This is a genomic window from uncultured Bacteroides sp., assembly GCF_958445495.1.
In the GTDB taxonomy this organism is placed as follows: domain Bacteria; phylum Bacteroidota; class Bacteroidia; order Bacteroidales; family Bacteroidaceae; genus Bacteroides.
This window is the reverse complement of sequence record NZ_CAUCSQ010000039.1, coordinates 1-22,508: the sequence shown is the minus strand read 5'-3', so window position 1 is coordinate 22,508 and position 22,508 is coordinate 1. Positions and strand designations below refer to the sequence as shown.

The window sequence follows — 22,508 nt, the reverse complement described above, 5'->3', positions numbered from 1 at the left end:
CGAAGTCATAATGGCACGACGAAATTATACAAGCCCTTTTTATTTTTTCTTCTTCCAAAGTTTGCTCATATCTTCCAATGTCTTGCCTTTCGTCTCAGGTACCCAACGCCATACAAAAATGGCGGCAATTACACAGATAATCCCGTAAAGGCTATACGCAAACATCGGGCTGAAATCGTATAATGCCGGGAAGGTGGAAGATACGATATAGTTGAATATCCATTGGAAAGCGACAGCGATAGCAACAGCTTTGCCTCGAATGGTGTTCGGGAAGATTTCCGCAATCAATACCCAGCAAATCGGTCCCCATGACATCATGAAGAATGCCGCATATACAATTACCGAGAGTACCGGAACAATGCCTTTAACCGCCATACTGTCACACATCGCCACTGCAAACGCTCCTACGGCCATACCTACGGAACCGATAACCAACAAGGGTTTACGTCCGAAACGGTCTACTGTAAAGATAGCGACTAATGTAAACAGGATATTTACGATACCCATGACTACGGTCTGCATCATACCGCCTCCTTCCGCACCCGCATTCTCAAAAATACGAGGGGCATAATAGAGCACTGCGTTAATGCCGATTGCCTGTTGGAACACGGAAAGCAAAATGCCGATAACAATCACCGCCACCCCATATGTAAAGAGTTTTTCGGTCTTTTCATGGGCGGTAGCTTTTATCTCGTCAAGAATCTCTTTCGCCTTCGTTCTGCCATTAATCTTTTCCAAAATGGAAAATGCCTTTTCTTCCTGTTGTACCAATACCAGATAACGAGGGGTTTTCGGCACAAAGAACAACAATAAACCGAAAAAGGCAGCCGGGAAGGCTTCCGAACCGAACATATAACGCCATCCTTCCTGCACGGTCCACATATCAGATTCCGGACTGACAGACAAGACTCCGGCGGCATCTTTCAGAATGACAGGATTCTGATGGTCGCCCATAATCAGATAATTTACAAAATAGACAACTAACATGCCAAAAATAATGGCAAACTGATTGCACGAGACAAGTGTGCCGCGAATATCTGAAGGGGCTATCTCTGCAATATACATCGGACATACGGCTGAAGCCAGACCTACACCGATACCTCCTAAAATACGATACCAGTTAAATGCAACCAGTAAATCCAAATCCGGTTTTCCATACTCGAAAAATAAAAATTCCGGGTAGTAAGACCCTAATGCCGAAAGGAAGAAAAGTACGGCGGCAAGCCTCAAGGAGTTACGACGCCCCAAACGAGAAGCGAAAACACCGGAAACAGCGCCGCCGAGTACACATCCGATTAATGCACTGGACGAGGTTATTCCGTGCATCACCTTATTATATTGGAAATCTGAGGCTGAAAGGAAAAATGCCTCCAGGCCTTTTTCCGCCCCGGAAATAACTGCCGTATCATATCCGAAAAGCAGCCCGCCCAGAATGGCGACGGAGGTAATCGAATACAGGTAGAGTTTACTACCTTCGTTCGTTGTATTAATCATGGTTATTAAGTAGATAAGTAGTGTGTAGTAGTTGGACAGGATAATAGTAAGGCGATAAAGCTGCAGCTCTACCGCCTTATTACTCGAATTTCAATTAGCAATACATATTCAGGATGGCTTCGTAAAGTTCCTGTTTGCCACTGGTTTGTTTCGGTTCGCCTTTCGTCTTGGCGTAAGCGACAACTTCTTCAAGAGATAATTTGCCTTCTTCGAATTCTTTGCCTTTGCCGCTATCGAACGATGCATAACGGTCGGCCAGCATCTTTTTATACGGAGATTCGTCCAATAAAGCCGCAGCACTTTCCAATGCGCGCGCCATGGCATCCATACCCGCAATATGGGCAATGAAGATATCTTCCAAATCAGTGGAATTACGACGAGTCTTGGCGTCAAAATTCGTTCCGCCGTTACCTAAACCGCCGTTACGGATAATTTGCATCATTGCCTGTGTCAGTTCATAATTATCAATCGGGAACTGGTCTGTATCCCAGCCGTTCTGATAGTCGCCACGGTTAGCGTCAATAGAACCCAGCATGCCATTATCTACAGCTACCGCCAGTTCGTGTTCGAAAGTATGGCCGGCCAGCGTTGCATGGTTTACTTCGATATTTACCTTGAAATCTTTGTCCAGGCCATGGGCTTTCAAGAAACCTATCACTGTTTCCGTATCTGCATCGTATTGATGTTTGGTGGGTTCCATCGGTTTCGGTTCTACAAGGAACGTCCCTTTAAACCCGCGGGCACGGGCATAATCGCGGGCAATAGTCAACATTTGCGCGAGGTGTTCTTTTTCACGTTTCTGGTCTGTATTCAAAAGGGACATATACCCTTCACGTCCACCCCAGAATACATAATTCTGCCCGCCGAGTTCGATAGTTGCATCAATTGCATTTTTTATTTGGACGGCGGCACGGGCCACTACGTCAAAATCCGGATTCGTCGCCGCACCGTTCATATAACGGGCATGGCCGAATACATTAGCAGTGCCCCACAACAGCTTGATACCGGTTTCAGCCTGTTTTTGTTTTGCATAAGCTACGATTTCTTTCATATTGGCTTCATATTCTTCGATGCCGGAGCCTTCGGATATTAAATCCACATCATGGAAACAATAGTATTCAATACCCATTTTCTGCATAAATTCAAACCCTGCATCCATTTTATCTTTTGCGGCTTGCACCGCGTCGGCATTCGCATTCCACGGGAATTTTTTTGTTCCTCCGCCAAACTGGTCGCCTCCTTCGGCACATAAGGTATGCCACCATGCCATAGAGAATTTCAACCAATCTTTCATCTTTTTGCCATTGATTACTTTCTCTGCGTCATAATAACGGAACGCCATAGGATTCTTGCTATCTTTGCCTTCAAATTTAATTTTTTCAATTCCTGGGAAAAATTCTTTTGTTGCCATAATTCTTTTCAATTTTAAATCGGTTATCTATTAATATTGTACTGTCATTATAATCATTCAAATGGAAACGGGATTGCCTCCTTGTCATCCATCGACTTTTCCAAGCGGCACTTCCATCGTGAATATGCATCTGCATATTCCTGATGTCCAGCCATATCCGGTTCTATTACATTTAATTTATCAAGTGTTGCAAACGCCTCATTATTGTCTTTATAGATGCCTGCGCCAATACCTGCACCTTTAGCGGCTCCAACGGAACCGTCCGTATCATAGAGTTCGATTGTGGCTCCCGTCACTCCGGCCAGAGTCTCACGGAACACAGGGCTTAAAAACATATTCGCATGTCCGGCATGGATTTTTTTTACAGGGATTCCCATCTGTTCCATGATATCGATGCCGTATTTGAAAGAGAATACAATGCCTTCCTGTGCAGCACGGATAATGTGTTGTTTACCATGTACATTAAAATCTACTCCGTAAATGCTACAACCTATTTCTTTATTATTCAACATACGTTCAGCCCCATTTCCGAAAGGAAGGATGCTGATGCCTGCACTGCCCACCGGAGCTTTGGAGGCTAACGCATTCATTTCATTATAGGACATTCCTTCGGAAGCGACATTACGCTTTACCCATGAATTAAGAATGCCCGTTCCGTTAATGCAAAGCAATACTCCCAAACGGGTCTGCCGTTCCGAATGGTTCACATGTGCAAACGTATTGACGCGCGACTGACAATCATAATTCACTTCTCCGTTCACACCGTAAACAACCCCTGATGTCCCTGCCGTGGAGGCAATCTCTCCCGGATTGAACACATTTAATGAAAGGGCATTGTTCGGTTGGTCGCCGGCGCGATAGGTTATCGGTGTTCCTTCTTTTAATCCGAGTTCTTCCGCAGCCGCCGCATTCACCCTCCCCTGCTCCGCAAAAGTCGGCTTGATTTCGGCAACCAATGAAGCATCAAATCCGTAATAGTCCATCAGGAAACCGGCTATCCGGTTATTCTTGAAATCCCAGAACATTCCTTCCGAGAGGCCCGAAACTGTCGTACAGATTTCTCCGCTCAGTTTCATAGCGATATAATCTCCCGGCAACATGATTTTATAAATCCGTTCATAGACAGCAGGTTCGTTTTGTTTAATCCAGGCTAATTTGGAAGCTGTAAAATTGCCCGGTGAATTTAATAAATGGGAAAGGCATTTTTCTTCTCCGATGGCCTCAAACGCTTTTTGTCCATAGGGCACAGCACGAGAATCGCACCAGATAATAGAGGGACGCAACACATGCTGCTCTTTATCCACACATACCAGTCCATGCATCTGATAAGAAATGCCAATTGCCTTAATTTCAACGGCATTGATACCGGAATCATTCATAACAGCTTGTGTAGCCAATTTCAGGTTCTCCCACCAACTATCCGGTTCTTGTTCCGCCCACCCGGGATTCACTGCAATAATCTTCGCCTCCGTTTTCGGGAAAAATGCTGATGATACGCATTTACCCGTTTCAGCGTTTACCAGACTCGCCTTCACAGATGAGCTGCCTATGTCATAACCTAATAAAAACATGATAAACTGATTTACTATTACAATTATTTTATTTAATCTTTTTCAATTCTTACCTTGGGCTTCGTTTTCGATATTCCGTATTTATCGCCTTACCTTATTATATATTTTCTTGTCGAATTTATAATAACGTGCAGCGCGGTGGGCTACTCCCTGTTGTTTTTCTTCCAAAGGCACTACATATTCCATCATTGCTATTTTTTTATGGAAATTGCGTACATCCACTGATTTGTCATATACTAACTCAAAAAGAGTCCTCAATTGCGAGGCCGTAAACTTACGCGGAAGCAGTTCGAATAATATGGACGGATTGAATTCTACAAATTGCCGGATATATGTCATCGCTTCTTTGATAATCAGGTTATGGTCGAATGCCAATGTTTTCACTTCTTTCAAAGCTACCCAACAAGCTTGGTGGTCGTCCAGGTTTTTATCTAAAGTCCGGTCTATCTTCACCATTGACAAATAGGCGATTGTCACAATACGTTCCACTTTCGACTGCATCGCCCGTTCCAGCCAACGTACATCTTTGGGATTACTCGTCCTGTTTTTGGAACCGAATGCTTTAAATTGCATCAGATTTACATTTTTAAGACCTGTCAGTTCATATAAGACCCGTTGGGCTGCTTCATCCAAATCTTCATCCATATAAATAAGACTTCCGGGAAGTTTCATGTCATGATATATTTCCCCGTTATCCTCACCCGCACGCTTTACCAGCAGGACTTTTAATTGTTCTCCGTCAAAACCGATCACTACACAATCTACCGATATATGATTGTTGGCTAAAGGCGTATTTTTTTGTATGTTCTGCATATCCTTTTTTTAAGACTGCACAAATATAGGGGCTGTAGATTATCGGAACAACATTTTTCAATATGCTATAAAACACTGTTTTTCATATAAATACATATCATATATCATACAATATGGTTACTTAATGTTATCTTCTAAATTACAATATGTATTTCAGCCTTTTTTCACAATAGTAATTGTACAAAATACAAAAACAAGGTTGACACTTTATTATCAGTGCTTTTCATAATCTATTCACTTTGTCCGGGAAAAGATACTTATTGTATTTTAAATGATATGTCATTTTGTACCTTACTGTTTTTTATTTTATCTTTGCAGTGAATTTATTAAAAAATCTAAAATGGAACATCATCCGGTTGTTTTATCCATCGCCGGCTCGGATTGCTCGGGAGGAGCAGGCATTCAGGCGGACATTAAAACCATATCAGCTTTAGGAGGGTATGCAGCATCTGCAATCACCGCCGTTACTGTTCAAAACACATTGGGGGTATATGCGGTACAATCAATACCGCCTGAAATCATCCGCGGACAGATAGAAGCTGTCATAGAGGATTTGCAACCGGCGGCTATAAAAATAGGCATGGTGAATGATATCCAAACTGTCCGTATCATTTCCGGCTGTCTGCAAAAATATGCAACGGAACATGTTGTATATGACCCGGTCATGGTATCCACTAGCGGACGTAAACTGATGACGGACGAAACCGTAGGGGAAATAAAAGAAAAATTAATTCCATACGTCACTTTACTTACTCCCAATCTGGACGAAGCAGCAGTCTTAACGGGAAAAAATATTCACAATGTACAAGAAATGCAGGAAGCCGCAAAAAAAATGGCGGATGATTACCGGATTAGTATATTAATAAAAGGCGGACATCTGGAAGGTGAGAAAATGTGTGATTTTTTATATACGCCGGAGCATCTTCGGCACACATACGAAGAAAAGAAAATAGATAGCGGTAACCTGCACGGAACCGGTTGTACCCTATCTTCGGCCATCGCCACCAATCTGGCAAAAGGCTATCCCATGCTGGAGGCGGTTTTACATGCCAAAACGTATATAACACAAACCATTATCGCAGGAAAAGAATTACACATCGGCCACGGAAATGGCCCATTGTGGCATTTCCCCGTTCCACAAAATAATAATTCACAAGGTAATAATTCATAAATTCATTATTTTCCGTAACTTTGCAAGGACAATCAAAAATCAATTAAATAATAAGAATATGAAAGCATTCGTTTTTCCCGGTCAAGGTGCTCAATATGTAGGAATGGGCAAAGACTTATATGAAAATTCAGCTTTAGCAAAAGAACTATTTGAGAAAGCAAATGATATTCTGGGATATCGCATTACAGACATTATGTTCAATGGTACAGACGAAGACCTGCGCCAGACTAAAGTTACACAGCCTGCCGTATTTCTACACTCTGTAATTTCAGCTCTTTGCATGGGCGACAATTTCAAACCGGAAATGACTGCCGGCCATTCACTCGGTGAATTCTCCGCATTGGTAGCCGCAGGAGCTTTGAGTTTTGAAGATGGTTTAAAATTGGTTTATGCACGTGCTATGGCAATGCAAAAAGCATGCGAGGCCACTCCTTCCACAATGGCTGCCATTATTGCATTGCCGGATGAGAAGGTAGAGGAGATTTGCGCATCTGTAAATGCAGAAGGTGAAGTTTGCGTACCGGCGAACTATAACTGTCCGGGACAAATTGTTATTTCCGGCTCTGTGCCAGGCATTGAAAAAGCTTGTGAGTTAATGAAAGCTGCCGGAGCCAAACGCGCCCTTCCATTGAAAGTAGGCGGTGCTTTCCATTCTCCGTTAATGGACCCGGCGAAAGTCGAACTGGAAGCTGCCATCAATGCAACAGAATTCCACACTCCCAAATGCCCGGTATATCAGAATGTGGATGCACTGCCTCATACTGACCCCGCAGAAATCAAGAAGAATCTGGTAGCTCAACTGACTGCTTCCGTACGTTGGACTCAATCTGTTAAAAATATGATTGCAGACGGTGCTACAGATTTTACGGAATGTGGACCTGGTGCGGTTTTGCAAGGTTTGATTAAGAAAATTGACGGTACAGTCAACGCCCATGGCATTGCATAAGGCACGAATACGGTTTTTATAAAAATGTACACAGGCTTATTCAAGAAGCCATAAATAAAAAACACTCTTGCCGCACTGTCGGACAAGAGTGTTTTTATTTAATCTGAAAAACGTTTTACATTCGTCTTCAATGGGTTCAGTCATTACATTCCTTTTTTTATTCCTAATTTTATCAATATCACATTTACGGGATATGCGAAGAAAAATCCGAAAAGCATGGCTATCTGCATCATAAACCAGAATATCCATGTATTTTTGGGTAAGGGAACACCGGCAAACAATACGAAATGGACAATTATCATCCAGCTATACATACCTGCCTGCCAAGACAGCAAGGAAAAAAAATCTGCTTTAAAAGCATGCCCCAATGCTCCTCCGAAAGATATTTTTTCCATTTCACGGATGGCATAGAATTGAAAGTAGATTCCGATAATCAAAGCTAATATAAAATCAAGCACCCAATTACCGATAAGTTGACTACCGGCAACAGTCACGGGAATATAATTAGTGAACCATTCTCCGACAATATCTGCCAATGTGCAACCTGCTCCACAGTGTAAAGCCGATAAGATTACCGACTGCCAACGAGGGGTTTTCATTTTCTTCATCGTCATATCTGTTTCCATCCCTTTCATAGACGGCATGTCCATTCCCATTCCAACCTCTCCTGCCTTCACCGGTTCACTCTTTCCTAATTTATTATAAGCCCATAAAGCGAAATAACTTCCCCACAATGCCGTCAGTATCCAAACGGCATTCATTATTTTCATAGGTTGCGGACGACGTGCCAGGTCCAATGCTATATGAGCTGCAATTCCAATACCTGAACACACAAAAAATACAGCAATCAAATTGAGCATAGTTATATGTTTTAAAACCTCATCCTACAACAACATTCATTCGTGAAAGTTCAATTCAGCTATTTCTTTGACTTACCCTATCGTCGAGATTCCATAAAAAAAGAGGGTATGTCGGTTTCCCAACATACCCTCTCCTATGGCTTTGTTCAGTCTTAATTCTTCGGTAAGGCTTCTTTTACAACCATTGACCGGCCTACATATTCAGCACCGTTCAACTGTTTAATAACATTATTGGCTTCCGTATCATCCGGCATTTCAACAAATGCGAATCCTTTTGATCTTCTAGTTTCACGATCTGTAATCAATTTTACAGAAGCTACTGTTCCATACTCTTCCATTACGTTTCTCAAGTCTGATTCCTTAACATTATAGCTAAGATTTCCAATGTACAAATTCATAAACACAAATATAAAAAATTAATAATTCAATAAGAAAGTTATCGGAAAATCTTAAGTTAGAAATGGATATACTCAAATAAATGAGGAGATTCACGTAAAATAATCAAATCGTAATAAACCTTATTATTGTTGTTGGTTGCAAAGGAAAGCATTATTGGTGATTTTCCAGCATATTCCTCCCTTTTTCTTTCCATAAAACATCTTTTTTATGAAATTAGGCCAAATATTAACCATTATTCTCTCCTTTTACCATGCTAAGAGCGTGACGCCTAACGAAATAAAAAATCCGATAAACAGCAAACGGACTTATTCTCATCAGTATTTTCACCGGCATTTTCACCAAGATTTCCGTGAACGGAATTCTTTAGGAGCCATTCCGGTATTTTTTTTAAAAAAGCGGGTCAAATATGACTGGTCGGCAAAGTTCAACTGTTCGGCTATCTCCGTTACTGACAAATAAGGCTCATTCAAAAGAACTTTAACCTCTGCCAGCAATTGTTCATCTATCACTTGTTTAGGAGTTTTCCCGTTGAGATATTCAACAGTCACTTTATACAAATAACGAGATGAAATGCACATTTTCTCTGCATAAAACGTAACCTGGTGTTCCTGGGTACTATATTCCCGTACCAATTGCAAAAACTGGTGGCAAAGAATCTGTTTCCTGCTGTAATGGCTATTGAGCGCAAGTTTCTCCGGTATCGTATTAAATAACCACATCAGCAGGCTTTGCAGAAAATTATACTCTTGCTGTTGTCTGAATTGGGACGTAGTATTATTTTCAAACAGCATTTGTGCCACATCCATCCATAGCATAATCTCCCTCCAGGTTTTCTGGCTCCTTTCATCTTCCGTATGGTGATAATAAGGATGTTCATGTGTATAATTGAAATAAGGAGTATCGACCGGCAACATCGCTTTTAGAAAAACATCTTTGGGAAACATCAACAGACGCGCTTTAAAATCGGCTGACACATGTATTACTTGTATCAGGCCTCCCGTCAAGAAAATCAGTTCTGTTTGCTCATTAAAAACATACTGCTCTACTCCGGTCGAAATAATGCTTTCTCCTTGCACACAGATTAAATAAATGCCGCATTTGAAATGGCATGGATTCTGTTTCAGAGATGAAAGAGCGGTTTCCTCATATCTGATTGTCGTCGTATCGGAAGGTAGTAAGTCGTCAAACATAACACGTTATTCTGTTTTACGCAACAAATGTAGATATATTTTGCGGCATTTGGTAATAATGTTCCTAATATGAAATGTTTTGTATGATTTAATACAAGTTTTATTTCATGCTTGTAAGGTAATTTTGCAGCCGGATTAAAAAAGACTATATACATGCATAAACAGAATTCAAAGATATTCATATTAATCTTTCTTGGCACTTTAAGCGCTTTCGGACCGTTCGTTATGGATATGTACTTGCCTACTTTACCCGCAATGTCAGACTTCTTCCACACCACTTCTTCCATGATACAGTTAGGGCTTACTGCAAGTATGGTCGGACTGGCTGCTGGACAACTGGTTTTCGGTTCATTAAGTGACAAATACGGGCGGCGTCCTCCTTTGCTGGCGGCAATGGTTTTATTCTTATTATCAACTGCCGGTTGTATTTTTGCCCAGACGATTTTACAGTTTATAGTTTTACGTTTCATACAAGGAATGGCGGGAGCCGGCGGTGTAGTTATTTCCCGTTCCATAGCCACTGACAAATATTATGCGCACGAACTTGCCAAAATGCTGGCAATCATCGGCGCCATTAATGGAATAGCGACTGTTATAGCTCCGATTGGAGGAGGGCTGCTGGCTAATATTGCCGGCTGGCAGGGAATATTCTGGTTTCTGTTTTTGTTAGGAATCATTTTATTGGCCGGAAGTATTCATCTTCATGAATCATTGCCTGAAGAACAAAAACAATGTGTCCGATGGAAGGATATGTATCATAATTTCAGAGTTGTACTACGCAATCGTCAGTATATCTGTTACATCTTGCAATATGGCTTCACCATAGGGGTTTTATTTACCAATATATCTTCTGCGCCTTTCATTATGCAGGAACATTACGGGCTTTCTCCCCTGTTTTTTAGCATTTGTTTCGGAATAAATGCTATTGCCATGGTTATCTCATCTGCTATTGCTGTCAGGTTTCCAACGATGGAACAGGCATTACATACGGGAAGCTACGGAATGTTATGTATATCGGCATTGACTTTGATATTATTTTATTTAGGATGCAATTTTTGGATTTATGAGATATTAATTTTCAGTTTACTCGCAATGGTAGGAATAACTTTTACAGCTTCCAACACACTGGCTATGGACTGTGAACGAAAAAATGCCGGCGTTGCTTCGGCACTTTTAGGAGCAACCGGCTATGCGTTCGGAGGAATCGTATCTCCTTTGGCAGGTATCGGCAACATCATGTTATCTACCGCCGCTTTATTTCTCATCGGCTCATTATGCTCATATCTGTGTATGCGATATGCATTACTGCATCCGGCTTCGCCAATGGTTTATAAAACCGGTTGTCCTTGAACTGTTCCTAAAAGAAGAGGACGGTAACCGGTACACCGGACTTGCAGTTTAAAGATTCGAAGTGTTTACATATAAATTAAAACAAGTCCGGCATGTTCTTGCTATTCCAAACATACTAAACTTGTTTTAATGCTTTATGATGCTAAAGGATTACCCGCAATGGAAATATTTATGGACTAAATCCAACATTTCCTGCGGTTTCTTTTCTAAATCAGCACGTAACGTTTCATCTTTATAACCGCGCAGTTTACTGATAATACCATTTATCATGGCCGGACTGAATACATTGTATTTTTCAAAGACAGCCCTCTGCCGTTCCAAGCAATCTGCCGAAGCGGCACAACTATCAGGCAACTGGGTCAGCATTTTTAGTTTATCGGCATTTTCTTTTTGATGAATATTCACATTCACATAAGTTTTCTCCGCAACTTCCAAAGCATTTGCCATTTCAAATCCATGACGGCAGGCAACAGCCAGTCCGGCAAGTAATTGATATAAATCTGCCGAGCCATCCGGCGAACGCATTTCTACCGTTTGTTTTTGACTGGTATCAAAGGAACTTTCCGTTTCCAACGGATTTGCCAACACGCACATATCCGTTTTGGCAGCCCATCCTAACGGTACACGTACCAACACTGAACGGTTCCTGTCTCCCCAACATACATTAGTCGGCGCCTCCTGATGGGGAACAAGACGAAAATAAGAAGTGGGATTCGTATTCCCAAAAGCGGTAATTGACGGAGCCAGTTCCATCATTCCTGCAATAGCCTTACGAGCCGTATCCGACAGAATACCGTCTTTCAACATCTGGTTTTTTCCATCTTTCATGATACGCATGTGAATATGTAGTCCCGAACCGGCTTTACCGGTCGTAATCTTGGGTGCAAATGTGACATTATATCCATATTTATATCCCAAGTTACGAATTACCCATTTGGCAATCATCAATTGGTCGGCTGCCTGTTCTACATTTACAGGAAGAAATTCTATTTCATTCTGTTCATAAATATATCCGTCTAAAGTAAAATTGCCGACTTCCGAATGTCCGTACTTAATTTGTCCTCCAGCCTGTGCAATATATGACATGCACTGTGTACGGAATTCATTGAATTTCGCATAAGGCCCCGATTCATGATAACCACGCTGGTCTGTTGCGGGAAACATGCCTGTATCAGGTGCTATGACATAATATTCCAGTTCTCCCATTGCCTGAAATTCCATTCCGGTCACATCTGTAAATGCATGACTTGCCTTGCGAAGCGTATGTTCCGGCGAACTCTCCAACGGCTCTCCATCCTTATTAAAAAAGGAACAAAGCAGAGATAAAGTCGGGATTTCGGCAAACGGGTCGATAAATGCCGTACGGAAACGGGGAATGACATAGAGGTCGCTGCTTCCCGCTTCGATAAAAGGGAAAAGGCTGGAACCGTCTACACGTTCTCCGCAGGTAAGGATAGCTTCCAAGTAAGCCTCATTGTTAATAACAAAATTTAAAGTTTTCAGGCGACCGTCTCCCGCAGGATACATGAAATTGAGCATACGAATGTTATTCTGTTTGACAAACGAGATAATATCCGCCTTAGTAAATTCAAAAGCCGGTTTCTGAAGAAATGCGACTAACTGGTTAGCGTTCATTAATAGTTCTTGATTCATAATCGGTTGTTTTTCATTGTTATACGATTAAAACGGTTCTCAACCGCCAAAGATAACAAATACTGCTATTTGAACAAACTAAAAAATGAATAATTGCCTACTTCAATGAAAAAAACATTTTTTATTGCTGAAAAACAGAACCGTCCACTCTCTGAGAATCCCCCTGACCGCACTTTTAATTGTATGCAGAAAGAAACTTTCTCCAATCGGACGTGAAACAGATGATTTCGAGTTATGATTTAAAAAACTAACCGCATGTTCCTTTTGCTATCAATAAATTCATTAAATTCGTAGCGAATTAAAAGAAAGTGAAAATTCATGGAGGTATATACAAATAACTGGACTAATCGGAAATATCAAATAGGTTATGCTTTAAGCGGAGGATTTATCAAAGGCTTTGCTCATTTGGGTGTGATGCAGTCTCTTCTGGAACATGACATTAAACCGGATATTATTTCCGGTGTAAGTGCAGGAGCGCTTGCGGGAGTATTTTACGCGGATGGAAACGAGCCTCATAAAGTACTTGACTATTTTTCCGGACACAAGTTCCAGGATTTAACCAAACTGGTAATTCCCAAAAAAGGTTTATTTGAGCTTTGTGAATTCATGGATTTCCTCCGGACAAATTTAAAAGCGAAGAATCTGGAGGAGTTGCAGATTCCTCTAATCATCACGGCAACCGACCTCGACCACGGCCGTATGGTACATTTTCATCGAGGTTCCATTGCCGAACGGGTGGCAGCCTCATGTTGCATGCCTGTCATGTTCGCTCCGGTCAACATCGAAGGAACGAATTATGTAGACGGCGGGTTATTAATGAACCTCCCGGTTTCTACTCTTCGCAGGATTTGTGACAAAGTAGTAGCCATCAATGTAAGTCCTATTATGGCACAAGATTATAAAATGAATATTGTCAGCATTGCTATGCGCTCATTCCATTTCATGTTCCGAGCCAATACTTTTCCCGAAAGGGAGAAATGCGATTTGCTGGTAGAGCCGTACAATCTTTATGGATATAGCAATACAGAATTGGAGAAAGCAGAAGAAATATTCGAACAAGGATATAATGCCGCAAATGAAGTTCTGAACCGGCTATTGGCTGAAAAAGGAAAAATATGGAAGTAATTATCGTATTTGAAGTTAATATGAATATAAAAAACGATTCTATATGAATGACAGAAATAAAATAATCATCTATCAAGTATTTACCCGTTTGTTTGGTAACAATAATAACCATTGTGTTCATAACGGAGATATTGCAACCAATGGTTGTGGAAAAATGGCCGATTTTACTCTCAAGGCGCTTGGGGAAATCAAGAAGCTGGGTACGACCCATATCTGGTACACAGGAATTATCGAGCATGCCACACAAACCGATTACCGACGCTACAACATCAGTCCAGACCATCCTGCTATCGTGAAGGGGAAGGCCGGTTCTCCTTATGCAATCAAAGATTATTATGACGTAGACCCGGACCTTGCCAATGATATCCCCGGACGAATGAAAGAATTTGAGAATCTTGTACATCGCACGCATCGTTCCGGGCTGAAAGTTATCATCGATTTTGTTCCCAACCACGTAGCGCGCCAATACCATTCGGATGCACAGCCTGACGGAACAACGGAATTGGGGGCCAATGATGATTCTACTCAATCTTTTAGCCCTTATAATAATTTTTATTATATCCCCCAATCCGAACTTCGCGCCCAGTTTGATATGAAGGCCGGCGCACCTGAACCTTATCATGAGTCTCCAGCCAAAGCTACCGGTAACAATCGCTTTGACGCTACTCCCGATATTACAGACTGGTATGAGACAATCAAACTGAATTACGGAATAGATTATCAAAATGGGGGGACATGTCATTTTTCTCCAATTCCGGACACATGGATAAAAATGTTGGATATTCTCTTATTCTGGGCGTCAAAAGACATTGATGGCTTCCGTTGCGACATGGCGGAAATGGTACCTGTAGAATTTTGGGGATGGGTTATACCTCAAGTGAAAAACGTTTATCCGGACATTCTTTTTATAGCAGAAGTTTATAACCCTAACGAATATCGTAACTATTTATTCCGCGGAAAATTCGACTATTTATATGATAAAGTAGGTTTATACGATACGCTTCGCAATGTAACCTGTGGATATGGTTCCGCCACTTCTATTACTTACTGCTGGCAAAGTTTGAACGGAATAGAGAAAAGAATGCTGAATTTCCTTGAGAATCATGATGAGCAACGCATTGCTTCCGATTTCTTCGCGGGTAATCCGCATAAAGGAATTCCGGCACTCATTGTTTCCGCTTGTATGAACACCAATCCTATGATGATTTATTTCGGACAGGAATTTGGAGAATCAGGAATGGACAATGAAGGTTTCAGCGGTAGGGACGGACGGACGACCATATTTGACTATTGGAGCATAGATACTATCCGCCGGTGGCGTAACGGGGGAAAATTTGACGGTAAGATGCTGAATGAGGAACATACATACTTATATAATATTTATCGGAAAGTATTGACTTTATGTAATGAAGAACAGGCCATTGCAAAAGGTGTTTTCTTTGATTTAATGTATGCCAACCAAAATGGATGGCGTTTCAATGAACACAAGCAATATACATTTATGCGCAAATACCGGAATGAGTTATTGCTCATTATTGCCAACTTTGACAGGCAGACGGCAGATGTGGCTATTAATATTCCTCCGCATGCTTTTGACTTCCTGCAAATCCCCCAAACGGAAACTTGCCAGGCTATCGACTTATTAACCGGTACAAAAGAGGAAATCTGTTTACTGCCTTACAAGGCTACGGAAACATCAATTGAAGGATATAATGGAAAGATACTGAAAATTACATTTTAAAAAATCGGAATTACTGCTTTCTATTATAGGTTGCGTTAAATAAAAAATTATTTCCCGATGTCTCTTTATTCCGAATGTATCGGAAAGTCTTTTCTTGTAGAGGTAAAAGAGGTGTTTCCAATATATTTGGAATAAAGAGAGCGAGAAAATGAATGTTTTCTCTGGATACAATTTTATTTTAATATCCCTACACACAAACAATTCTCCCCGAAAGCTGTTTAGTATGATAAAATAATATCTTTTAAACTAAAAGCTTATGAAGAGATTTTATATTCCATTGATTTTATTGATATTATCTATCTCTGTCTTCGCAATCACCCCTCCCCACAATGTATGGATGACATTTAAAAAGATGTATCCTATTGCAAATGATGTAGCTTGGTCACAAGACGACGGATACTATGACGCTAACTTCGTTATAAACGGATTCACTAAAAATGTATGGTTCAACGCCGAAGGGGAATGGGAAATGACGCAGACAGACCTCGTCAGCCTCGACCGATTGTCACCTGCCGTTTACAATGCTTTTACATCCAGCTCTTACGCCGATTGGGTAGTCGATGATGTCACTATGACAGAGTTTCCAAAATGGCAAGCGATTATTGTCATTAAAGTAGGACAAGACAATGTTGACATTAAATACCAGTTATTTTATACTCCGAAAGGAATACTGCTAAAAACACGGAATGTCAGTTATATGCATGACATTTTAGGACCTGGAACATTTCTATAGAGTTACACAATACTACAATAAACAGGAAAATACCCAATCAAGATATTATCCTCAATAGTTATAGATTGTGTAACCGGCATCATATGAAAAAGCCATACCAAACTCTTCACTTTTTGCGAGTTGTGATATGGCTTTTTTACCATCGGTGTGACAACCTTGTTTCAATTTAATTTTTTTCTTCTTTGAAACGAGGTTTCAACAAGCCTGCTGTCCTTTTTGTTTTCAAAAGTTCTTATTTTTTCTTCCTCAATACAACAGCGGTACGTGCAGGAATATAAAGTTTCAACCACTCTTTTTTCTCTTTCTTATACAACGGGTCGGCAATAGTAAAATGAACGACGGAATCGTCCGCAAGGCCATTACCGCCAAATGCTACATTATCCGTATTCAATATTACTTCATAAGCTCCAGGAGATACTAGGAAGCCGTAATCCGTGAATGATTGTTTGGGGTTGAAGTTAAAGACAAAAATCAAGTCTTTACGTCCGTAAGCCAATACCTGGTCACCGTCATTATGCCATATTTCCTGAATGGGGGTTGCCTGGAAATCTTTCACACTCTTGATAACCTTCAACATTTCTTCATCAAAGTCTCCCATATAATGGTAAGCCAGATTTTTATTATCTACCAAATCCCATTGGCGACGAGCATACTTACAAGACCATCCGTTGCCTTCACGCGGGAAATCAATCCATTCAGGATGGCCGAATTCATTTCCCATAAAATTCAGATATCCTCCGTTTATCGTAGAAGAGGTCAATAGGCGAATCATCTTATGCAAGGCAATTCCACGGTTAACTACATAATTTTCATCTCCCTTCTGCATGTGCCAATACATATCCGCATCAATCAAACGGAAAATAATTGTCTTGTCTCCTACCAACGCCTGGTCGTGGCTTTCCGCATAAGAAATTGTTTTCTCATCCCGGCGACGGTTGGTTACTTCCCAAAACATACTGGAAGGTTTCCAGTCCTCATCTATCTTTTCTTTGATTATCTTAATCCAGTAATCCGGAATGTTCATTGCCATGCGATAATCAAACCCATAACCTCCATCTTCAAACTTCGCCGCAAGCCCGGGCATACCGGAAACTTCTTCGGCTATCGTTATCGCCTTCGGATTAACTTGGTGAATCACTTCATTAGCCAACGTCAGATAACATATGGCATTGTCATCCTGATGTCCGTTAAAATAGTCTCCATAATTACAGAAAGCTTCTCCCAACCCATGGCTAAAATAAAGCATGGACGTCACTCCGTCAAAACGGAATCCGTCAAACTTATACTCTTCCAACCAGAATTTACAGTTGGACAAAAGAAAATGAATGACTTCATTTTTACCGTAATCAAAACAAAGCGAATCCCAGGCCGGATGTTCACGACGCCCCCCCGGATAGAAATATTGATTGGGATCACCTGCAAAATTTCCTAATCCCTCGACTTCATTTTTCACGGCATGCGAATGGACAATATCCATAATCACAGCGATTCCCATACTATGGGCTGTATCAATCAGCTCTTTCAACTCATCCGGAGTACCGAAACGGGAAGAAGCTGCAAAGAAACTAGACACATGGTAACCAAAACTTCCATAATAAGGATGTTCCTGAATAGCCATAATCTGAATGCAATTATACCCTTCTTTGGCAATGCGTGGCAACACTTTTTCACGGAACTCATTATAAGTTCCTACCTTTTCTTCTTGTTGGCCCATTCCGATATGGCATTCATAAATCAATAGAGGACTGGTGTTGGGTTTGAAAGTCTTTTTCTTGAATTTATAAGGTTTCTCCGGGGCCCACACTTGGGCACTGAAAATTTTAGTCTGTTCATCTTGAACAACACGTGTAGCCCAAGCAGGGATACGCTCTCCTTGTCCACCGTCCCAATAGACGTTCAACTTATACAAATCCCCGTGACGGATAGCATCTGCCGGAAGATTAATCTCCCAATTGCCATTTTTCAGTTTTTTCAATTTATAAGCCGCCTTTTCCTCCCAATTGTTAAACGTACCTACCATATAGATATGGCTGGCATTAGGAGCCCACTCGCGGAAAGTCCAGCCTTTATCTGTACGATGTAACCCAAAATAAAGGTAACCCGATGCAAAATCCGACAAAGTTTGTTTTCCTTTGCCGGTTAATTCAGCTTCTTTGTCCAGGACATGTTGATGCCGTCCTATAATGGCATTAGCGAAGGGTTCCAACCAAGGATCGTTCTTAATAAGATTCAGTGTCTTTTCCATATCAGAATTAAATTAGGATTATGCTTTTACTTTTATAATTATTTTCTTCACTCCATCCGGGGTAATACCAGGAGCATGTCCGTCTTGCGGAAAAAAGATGGCAAACATCCCCGGCTTCACAGCAATATAAGTCTCCGCCAATCCTTCAAAGAAAGTTATATCTTTCTCCACATTATAGGAAGCATCCGCCGGAACACAATCTTTTGCAGCAGTATATCCCATAATTTCTGTCCCTGACAACGGAATCTGAATATCAATAAATTCCTTATGAGTTTCCAACTTGGCTTCCTCTTTGGTTTTGGGTTTAGTCTGCGTGACATTTACCAATAAATCTTTTCCTTTTAATTCGGTCTTGCCTATTTCTAAAGTCTGGAGTTCGCGGGATTTCAGGAACTCGACAGCTTGCACAAACAAAGGATTTAAAGCCACATATTTTTCCAGTTTTTCTAAAGTATCTACTACCATATAAGCAAAATTTTAAAGTTTATATTCTAAGTATTATTCAAAATCGTCAATTGTGTAATTGATAAAATCTGCAAACCGCTTAAATTGACGGAATACTTTATCTATCTGCTCCAACACATCCGACCGAGTGAAAAAGTCATCAGGAACATAATATGAACAAACATATTCTCTGCACTTCAAATAATCGATATATTTAAAGTCTTTCGGAAAACCTTTAGGAGCCGTTTTCAGAAAGTCTTCTCCTATTACCGGAAAATATTTTTTAAACTCCGGGTCTTCCACTATTGAAACAAATTCCTCAATATTGTCATAGATGGATTGTCGCACTGCTTTCAATACATTAGAAGGCAAGCATAAACTGCCCCCGGCAAGCATAGAGCCACCCGGTTGCAAATGTACATAATAACCGCAATGGTCGGATTTCTTTCCTTTCGAATTGATATAGCCACCGAAATGTATTTTATACGGAGTCTTATCCGCCGAGAATCGTGTATCACGATAAATACGATATGTACAATCTTTAGGCTGAATTCCCCGAACAGATTCGTCAAACAGGGAAATACGGGCGATAACCGCTGCTAGGAAATTTTCAAATTCGGCACGGGCCGTTTCATATTCCGCCCGATGTTTATTGAACCAATCACGATTATTATTCGCTGAAAGTTCTTTTAAAAACTGAAAGATAACAGGTATGTTCATCTTTATCATTTTCTATTATTACTCTACAAACGTACAAATTTTATTTCATATAAACTACAAAACATAACAAAAGGACATAAAAAAAGCATCGGTCTGATAAAACCGATGCTTTAACACATTTATCAAAAAAACAGACTCTTCTGTCCATGACGTACTTTAGCTTTCACAAGTGGAGTACAATCTCTTTTAATTAATCTTATATCTAATACTATGAAAAACACATAAATATAACAGATGACCCAAAGACTTTGTTCAGCGACTCTCTCATATTTTCCGTTAAATCCGGTTTATAGAATTAAATGTTTCTCATCAACCGGTATCAAGATTCTCCCTAACCGATTATTGCATTAAATAATATAATCAGAAAATGTTTCCTTAATTGTGTTACAAAATTTCCTTTTTCTAAATCATTTCTATATACACAGCCTGTTGCATCTGAAATAATGAATGTAAGGAAAAACTATCACGTATCCGACAAGGAAGATATGAATGGGAAGAGTACCTTAGGCAACTTTTCTGTGTAACAAGATTATTCTTTGCATATACTCTTTTTTTTCGATAAAGGCAAATACGGATAAAAAAAGGGTTGCCTCGGTGTCTATCGGGCAACCCTTTCTTATTATACCAAATTAGTCAAATTACTTCATTGCACCTTGTACTTGCGGAATCATTTTTTTCACATTAGCATTTTCCGGAGATACTTTAGCAGCTTCTTCCAAATAATCCAAAGCTTCTTTAAATCTGGCTGTCGCTTTTTCTTTCTCTGCAGCATATTTGTCTGCATCCGAATTTGCCAAAGGAGTTGCTTTTTTCAGAATATTAGCTCCGTCATTATAGCACAATACTCCTAAACTATACAAAGCATTTGTCTTATATGTCTTATGGTCTAAAGGTATTACCTTTTTAAAACACTTTTCTGCTTCTTCCGCCTTACCTGCTTTCTGGGCAGCAAGTCCTGCTTTTAAATAATGCAAACCATAATTCTTAATCATCGTCTTATTTTTCGGATCGACTTTCAGCCCTTCTTCTAATGTAGCTACGTATTCATCAGTTTTTTTCATTGCATCTAAAGCCAAAGCCTTACGAGCATACGCATTACCAATATTGAACTTTTTCTGGATGGCAATATCAAAATAAGTCACTGCTTCAGCATATTTTTTCACTTCATCGGCTGCTATGCCACAATAATAGGCTGTTGCAGAATCCTGATTATTAGTCTGTTTCAAATATTCGCTGAACTTGGCATAAGCTACAGGATAATTTTTAGCGTTAAATGCGTCATTCCCTTCTTTCTTGATTTGATTAGGGTCGGTTTGGGCAAAAATGTTAGTTACTGCAATGCAAAATGCAAATAAAAAAATCAATTTCTTCATAACTTTATGTGTTTTTTAGTTGTTTATCGTCCAAAAGTATAAGGAATAAAAGAAAGAAGCAACTCTATTTTGGATTTTTTGAGCTTTTTGAAACCTATATAACGTTCGTTATTCTTCGTAAAATCTACTCTCAGTCCTTATAAACAAAATCAAAAACAGGACTTTAGCATTTAATCAGGGAATAAGTTATTGATAAACAAAGAGTTTTACAAATAACCCATTTCTTTTTAAGTTTATAATGTTTTATTCCCCGAATATTCAATTCTTCCAACTCATTATAAATAATTCTTTGATTATAGAAAGATATTTTCTCAAAAGAGATAGAGACATCAACACGTCCTAAATACTTATCTAAAATAGATATCACAAAATAACAGCTTTAGTTTATATAAGGCACTGACTTATAATGACAAAGAAAAACATTAATAAAAAAGTCACAATTTATTTTTGATTTTTCATAAAAAGCACTACCTTTGCATCCGCAAATAAGGCTGGTTCCGTAGCTCAGCTGGATAGAGCAACGCCCTTCTAAGGCGTGGGTCCTGCGTTCGAATCGCAGCGGAATCACGAAAAATCGATAGTCCATACAAAGCTATCGATTTATTTTTTTATTATAACTAATTAGGGATATTCAGTAAATGTCCCTAAAAAGTAAAATAGCATATGAAGATGACAGACCATAATCACTTCATATGCTATTTTTATTTTAATTTTCCTGTGTTTTATCGGATAAACTTATCCGGCAGGCCATGACATTCCGGAAGAAGTCCGACGACCTCTTCTGATTCTGTCTGTAAAATCATGTCATGCCGCTTTATTCAGCCTTTTTTTGATTTTCTCTATCATCAGTACGGCATTTGCCGTATGTATTCCGAAGAAAATCCACAGGATTTCCGTCTTCCTGTTCCGCGCCTTTATTCTTGAGAGTGAGTAATGCTGTTTCTGAGTGCCGAAGCTACCTTCAAGCCTGGTGGCTCTCTCCCTTGAGAGTTCACGTCTGAGAACCTTTCTCAATGCCTCGTCCTTTGCCGCCCTTCCCTTGCGTACGAAGGAAGTGGATATCCCATATTTCGTACAGAACTTCCTGTTGGCATTGTTGGCGTATATGGAATCGGCAGCCACACATCTTACCCTCACATTCATCAGCTTCTGCTGCATACGGATACAGTCCTTCAGGCGTATCCCCTCATTGAACGCCTTGAAAGAGAGGTGCCCGATAAACGAGATACCGTCTATCTGTATGTTACCCGCCTTTGCACCGAACTCAAC

General features: G+C 40.3%; 20 protein-coding genes and 1 tRNA gene. 7 read left to right on the top strand and 14 right to left on the bottom strand.

Annotation, left to right across the window (positions count from 1 at the left end; translation table 11 throughout):
- Positions 1 to 39: 39 nt before the first annotated feature.
- The 4 genes from xylE to Q5076_RS13130 form a co-directional block, all read right to left on the bottom strand.
- Positions 40 to 1,494, bottom strand: a complete 1,455-nt coding sequence (gene xylE / locus Q5076_RS13145; RefSeq protein ID WP_303014046.1) for a D-xylose transporter XylE — start codon at positions 1,492 to 1,494, stop codon at positions 40 to 42.
- Between the two features lie 94 nt (positions 1,495 to 1,588).
- A complete protein-coding gene (gene xylA / locus Q5076_RS13140; RefSeq protein ID WP_303014044.1) occupies positions 1,589 to 2,905 on the bottom strand; it encodes a xylose isomerase in 1,317 nt (438 codons plus the stop codon).
- Between the two features lie 53 nt (positions 2,906 to 2,958).
- Positions 2,959 to 4,476 (bottom strand): xylulokinase, encoded by a 1,518-nt coding sequence (locus Q5076_RS13135; protein WP_303014041.1) that lies wholly within the window; start codon positions 4,474 to 4,476, stop codon positions 2,959 to 2,961.
- Positions 4,477 to 4,557: 81 nt separating this feature from the next.
- On the bottom strand, positions 4,558 to 5,289 hold the full coding sequence (locus Q5076_RS13130; protein WP_303014040.1) for an NUDIX domain-containing protein: 732 nt from the start codon (positions 5,287 to 5,289) through the stop codon (positions 4,558 to 4,560).
- A 340-nt stretch (positions 5,290 to 5,629) separates the two neighbouring features.
- On the opposite strand from Q5076_RS13130, the gene thiD reads away from it, so the two are divergent.
- Together thiD and fabD are read left to right on the top strand one after the other, a co-directional pair.
- A complete protein-coding gene (gene thiD, locus Q5076_RS13125) occupies positions 5,630 to 6,460 on the top strand; it encodes a bifunctional hydroxymethylpyrimidine kinase/phosphomethylpyrimidine kinase (protein WP_303014038.1) in 831 nt (276 codons plus the stop codon).
- A gap of 58 nt (positions 6,461 to 6,518) precedes the next feature.
- Positions 6,519 to 7,406, top strand: a complete 888-nt coding sequence (gene fabD / locus Q5076_RS13120; RefSeq protein ID WP_303014037.1) for an ACP S-malonyltransferase — start codon at positions 6,519 to 6,521, stop codon at positions 7,404 to 7,406.
- A gap of 143 nt (positions 7,407 to 7,549) precedes the next feature.
- Here fabD and Q5076_RS13115 read toward each other — a convergent pair whose 3' ends face one another.
- The 4 genes from Q5076_RS13115 to Q5076_RS13100 form a co-directional block, all read right to left on the bottom strand.
- A complete protein-coding gene (locus Q5076_RS13115; RefSeq protein ID WP_303014035.1) occupies positions 7,550 to 8,266 on the bottom strand; it encodes a DUF4396 domain-containing protein in 717 nt (238 codons plus the stop codon).
- A 152-nt stretch (positions 8,267 to 8,418) separates the two neighbouring features.
- Positions 8,419 to 8,664, bottom strand: coding sequence for an RNA-binding protein (locus Q5076_RS13110; protein ID WP_303014032.1), 246 nt, complete (start codon positions 8,662 to 8,664; stop codon positions 8,419 to 8,421).
- A gap of 56 nt (positions 8,665 to 8,720) precedes the next feature.
- The gene (locus Q5076_RS13105; RefSeq protein WP_303014031.1) at positions 8,721 to 8,858 is read right to left on the bottom strand and encodes a hypothetical protein; all 138 of its coding nucleotides are present in this window, start codon (positions 8,856 to 8,858) and stop codon (positions 8,721 to 8,723) included.
- 142 nt (positions 8,859 to 9,000) lie between these two features.
- Positions 9,001 to 9,855 (bottom strand): AraC family transcriptional regulator, encoded by an 855-nt coding sequence (locus Q5076_RS13100; RefSeq protein ID WP_303014030.1) that lies wholly within the window; start codon positions 9,853 to 9,855, stop codon positions 9,001 to 9,003.
- A 153-nt stretch (positions 9,856 to 10,008) separates the two neighbouring features.
- On the opposite strand from Q5076_RS13100, the gene Q5076_RS13095 reads away from it, so the two are divergent.
- On the top strand, positions 10,009 to 11,205 hold the full coding sequence (locus Q5076_RS13095; RefSeq protein ID WP_303014027.1) for a multidrug effflux MFS transporter: 1,197 nt from the start codon (positions 10,009 to 10,011) through the stop codon (positions 11,203 to 11,205).
- Positions 11,206 to 11,355: 150 nt separating this feature from the next.
- On the opposite strand, the gene Q5076_RS13090 is transcribed toward Q5076_RS13095, so the two are convergent.
- The gene (locus tag Q5076_RS13090) at positions 11,356 to 12,858 is read right to left on the bottom strand and encodes a glutamine synthetase family protein (protein WP_303014026.1); all 1,503 of its coding nucleotides are present in this window, start codon (positions 12,856 to 12,858) and stop codon (positions 11,356 to 11,358) included.
- Between the two features lie 318 nt (positions 12,859 to 13,176).
- Between Q5076_RS13090 and Q5076_RS13085 the strand changes: the two genes are divergently transcribed.
- From Q5076_RS13085 to Q5076_RS13075, 3 genes are all read left to right on the top strand, one after another.
- Positions 13,177 to 13,983, top strand: coding sequence for a patatin-like phospholipase family protein (locus Q5076_RS13085; protein ID WP_303014024.1), 807 nt, complete (start codon positions 13,177 to 13,179; stop codon positions 13,981 to 13,983).
- A 43-nt stretch (positions 13,984 to 14,026) separates the two neighbouring features.
- Positions 14,027 to 15,724, top strand: a complete 1,698-nt coding sequence (locus tag Q5076_RS13080) for an alpha-amylase family protein (protein WP_303014021.1) — start codon at positions 14,027 to 14,029, stop codon at positions 15,722 to 15,724.
- A 256-nt stretch (positions 15,725 to 15,980) separates the two neighbouring features.
- Complete coding sequence (locus Q5076_RS13075; RefSeq protein ID WP_303014019.1) at positions 15,981 to 16,457, top strand: PepSY-like domain-containing protein; 477 nt, start codon at positions 15,981 to 15,983, stop codon at positions 16,455 to 16,457.
- Positions 16,458 to 16,689: 232 nt separating this feature from the next.
- Here Q5076_RS13075 and Q5076_RS13070 read toward each other — a convergent pair whose 3' ends face one another.
- The 4 genes from Q5076_RS13070 to Q5076_RS13055 all read right to left on the bottom strand — a co-directional run bounded on the left by Q5076_RS13070 (position 16,690) and on the right by Q5076_RS13055 (position 21,239).
- Entirely contained in the window at positions 16,690 to 18,702 is a 2,013-nt protein-coding gene (locus Q5076_RS13070; RefSeq protein WP_303014018.1) for an alpha amylase C-terminal domain-containing protein, read from the bottom strand.
- Positions 18,703 to 18,720: 18 nt separating this feature from the next.
- Positions 18,721 to 19,167, bottom strand: a complete 447-nt coding sequence (locus Q5076_RS13065; RefSeq protein WP_303014007.1) for a YhcH/YjgK/YiaL family protein — start codon at positions 19,165 to 19,167, stop codon at positions 18,721 to 18,723.
- A gap of 33 nt (positions 19,168 to 19,200) precedes the next feature.
- Positions 19,201 to 19,875: a DUF2461 domain-containing protein gene (locus tag Q5076_RS13060; RefSeq protein WP_303014005.1), complete on the bottom strand. Its 675-nt coding sequence runs from the start codon at positions 19,873 to 19,875 to the stop codon at positions 19,201 to 19,203.
- A gap of 629 nt (positions 19,876 to 20,504) precedes the next feature.
- Entirely contained in the window at positions 20,505 to 21,239 is a 735-nt protein-coding gene (locus Q5076_RS13055; RefSeq protein ID WP_303014002.1) for a hypothetical protein, read from the bottom strand.
- Positions 21,240 to 21,732: 493 nt separating this feature from the next.
- Here Q5076_RS13055 and Q5076_RS13050 point away from each other — a divergent pair.
- Positions 21,733 to 21,806, top strand: a tRNA-Arg gene (locus Q5076_RS13050).
- Between the two features lie 237 nt (positions 21,807 to 22,043).
- On the opposite strand, the gene Q5076_RS13045 is transcribed toward Q5076_RS13050, so the two are convergent.
- The coding region (locus tag Q5076_RS13045) for a transposase (RefSeq protein ID WP_303013996.1) at positions 22,044 to 22,508 on the bottom strand (465 nt) is incomplete at its 5' end.

What these genes read in the sequence shown, in the direction of transcription:
- xylE (WP_303014046.1), bottom strand. Translation starts at nt 1,494, where the DNA reads ATGATTAATACAACGAACGAAGGTAGTAAACTCTACCTGTATTCGATT.
- xylA (WP_303014044.1), bottom strand. Translation starts at nt 2,905, where the DNA reads ATGGCAACAAAAGAATTTTTCCCAGGAATTGAAAAAATTAAATTTGAA.
- Q5076_RS13135 (WP_303014041.1), bottom strand. Translation starts at nt 4,476, where the DNA reads ATGTTTTTATTAGGTTATGACATAGGCAGCTCATCTGTGAAGGCGAGT.
- Q5076_RS13130 (WP_303014040.1), bottom strand. Translation starts at nt 5,289, where the DNA reads ATGCAGAACATACAAAAAAATACGCCTTTAGCCAACAATCATATATCG.
- thiD (WP_303014038.1), top strand. Translation starts at nt 5,630, where the DNA reads ATGGAACATCATCCGGTTGTTTTATCCATCGCCGGCTCGGATTGCTCG.
- fabD (WP_303014037.1), top strand. Translation starts at nt 6,519, where the DNA reads ATGAAAGCATTCGTTTTTCCCGGTCAAGGTGCTCAATATGTAGGAATG.
- Q5076_RS13115 (WP_303014035.1), bottom strand. Translation starts at nt 8,266, where the DNA reads ATGCTCAATTTGATTGCTGTATTTTTTGTGTGTTCAGGTATTGGAATT.
- Q5076_RS13110 (WP_303014032.1), bottom strand. Translation starts at nt 8,664, where the DNA reads ATGAATTTGTACATTGGAAATCTTAGCTATAATGTTAAGGAATCAGAC.
- Q5076_RS13105 (WP_303014031.1), bottom strand. Translation starts at nt 8,858, where the DNA reads ATGGAAAGAAAAAGGGAGGAATATGCTGGAAAATCACCAATAATGCTT.
- Q5076_RS13100 (WP_303014030.1), bottom strand. Translation starts at nt 9,855, where the DNA reads ATGTTTGACGACTTACTACCTTCCGATACGACGACAATCAGATATGAG.
- Q5076_RS13095 (WP_303014027.1), top strand. Translation starts at nt 10,009, where the DNA reads ATGCATAAACAGAATTCAAAGATATTCATATTAATCTTTCTTGGCACT.
- Q5076_RS13090 (WP_303014026.1), bottom strand. Translation starts at nt 12,858, where the DNA reads ATGAATCAAGAACTATTAATGAACGCTAACCAGTTAGTCGCATTTCTT.
- Q5076_RS13085 (WP_303014024.1), top strand. Translation starts at nt 13,177, where the DNA reads ATGGAGGTATATACAAATAACTGGACTAATCGGAAATATCAAATAGGT.
- Q5076_RS13080 (WP_303014021.1), top strand. Translation starts at nt 14,027, where the DNA reads ATGAATGACAGAAATAAAATAATCATCTATCAAGTATTTACCCGTTTG.
- Q5076_RS13075 (WP_303014019.1), top strand. Translation starts at nt 15,981, where the DNA reads ATGAAGAGATTTTATATTCCATTGATTTTATTGATATTATCTATCTCT.
- Q5076_RS13070 (WP_303014018.1), bottom strand. Translation starts at nt 18,702, where the DNA reads ATGGAAAAGACACTGAATCTTATTAAGAACGATCCTTGGTTGGAACCC.
- Q5076_RS13065 (WP_303014007.1), bottom strand. Translation starts at nt 19,167, where the DNA reads ATGGTAGTAGATACTTTAGAAAAACTGGAAAAATATGTGGCTTTAAAT.
- Q5076_RS13060 (WP_303014005.1), bottom strand. Translation starts at nt 19,875, where the DNA reads ATGATAAAGATGAACATACCTGTTATCTTTCAGTTTTTAAAAGAACTT.
- Q5076_RS13055 (WP_303014002.1), bottom strand. Translation starts at nt 21,239, where the DNA reads ATGAAGAAATTGATTTTTTTATTTGCATTTTGCATTGCAGTAACTAAC.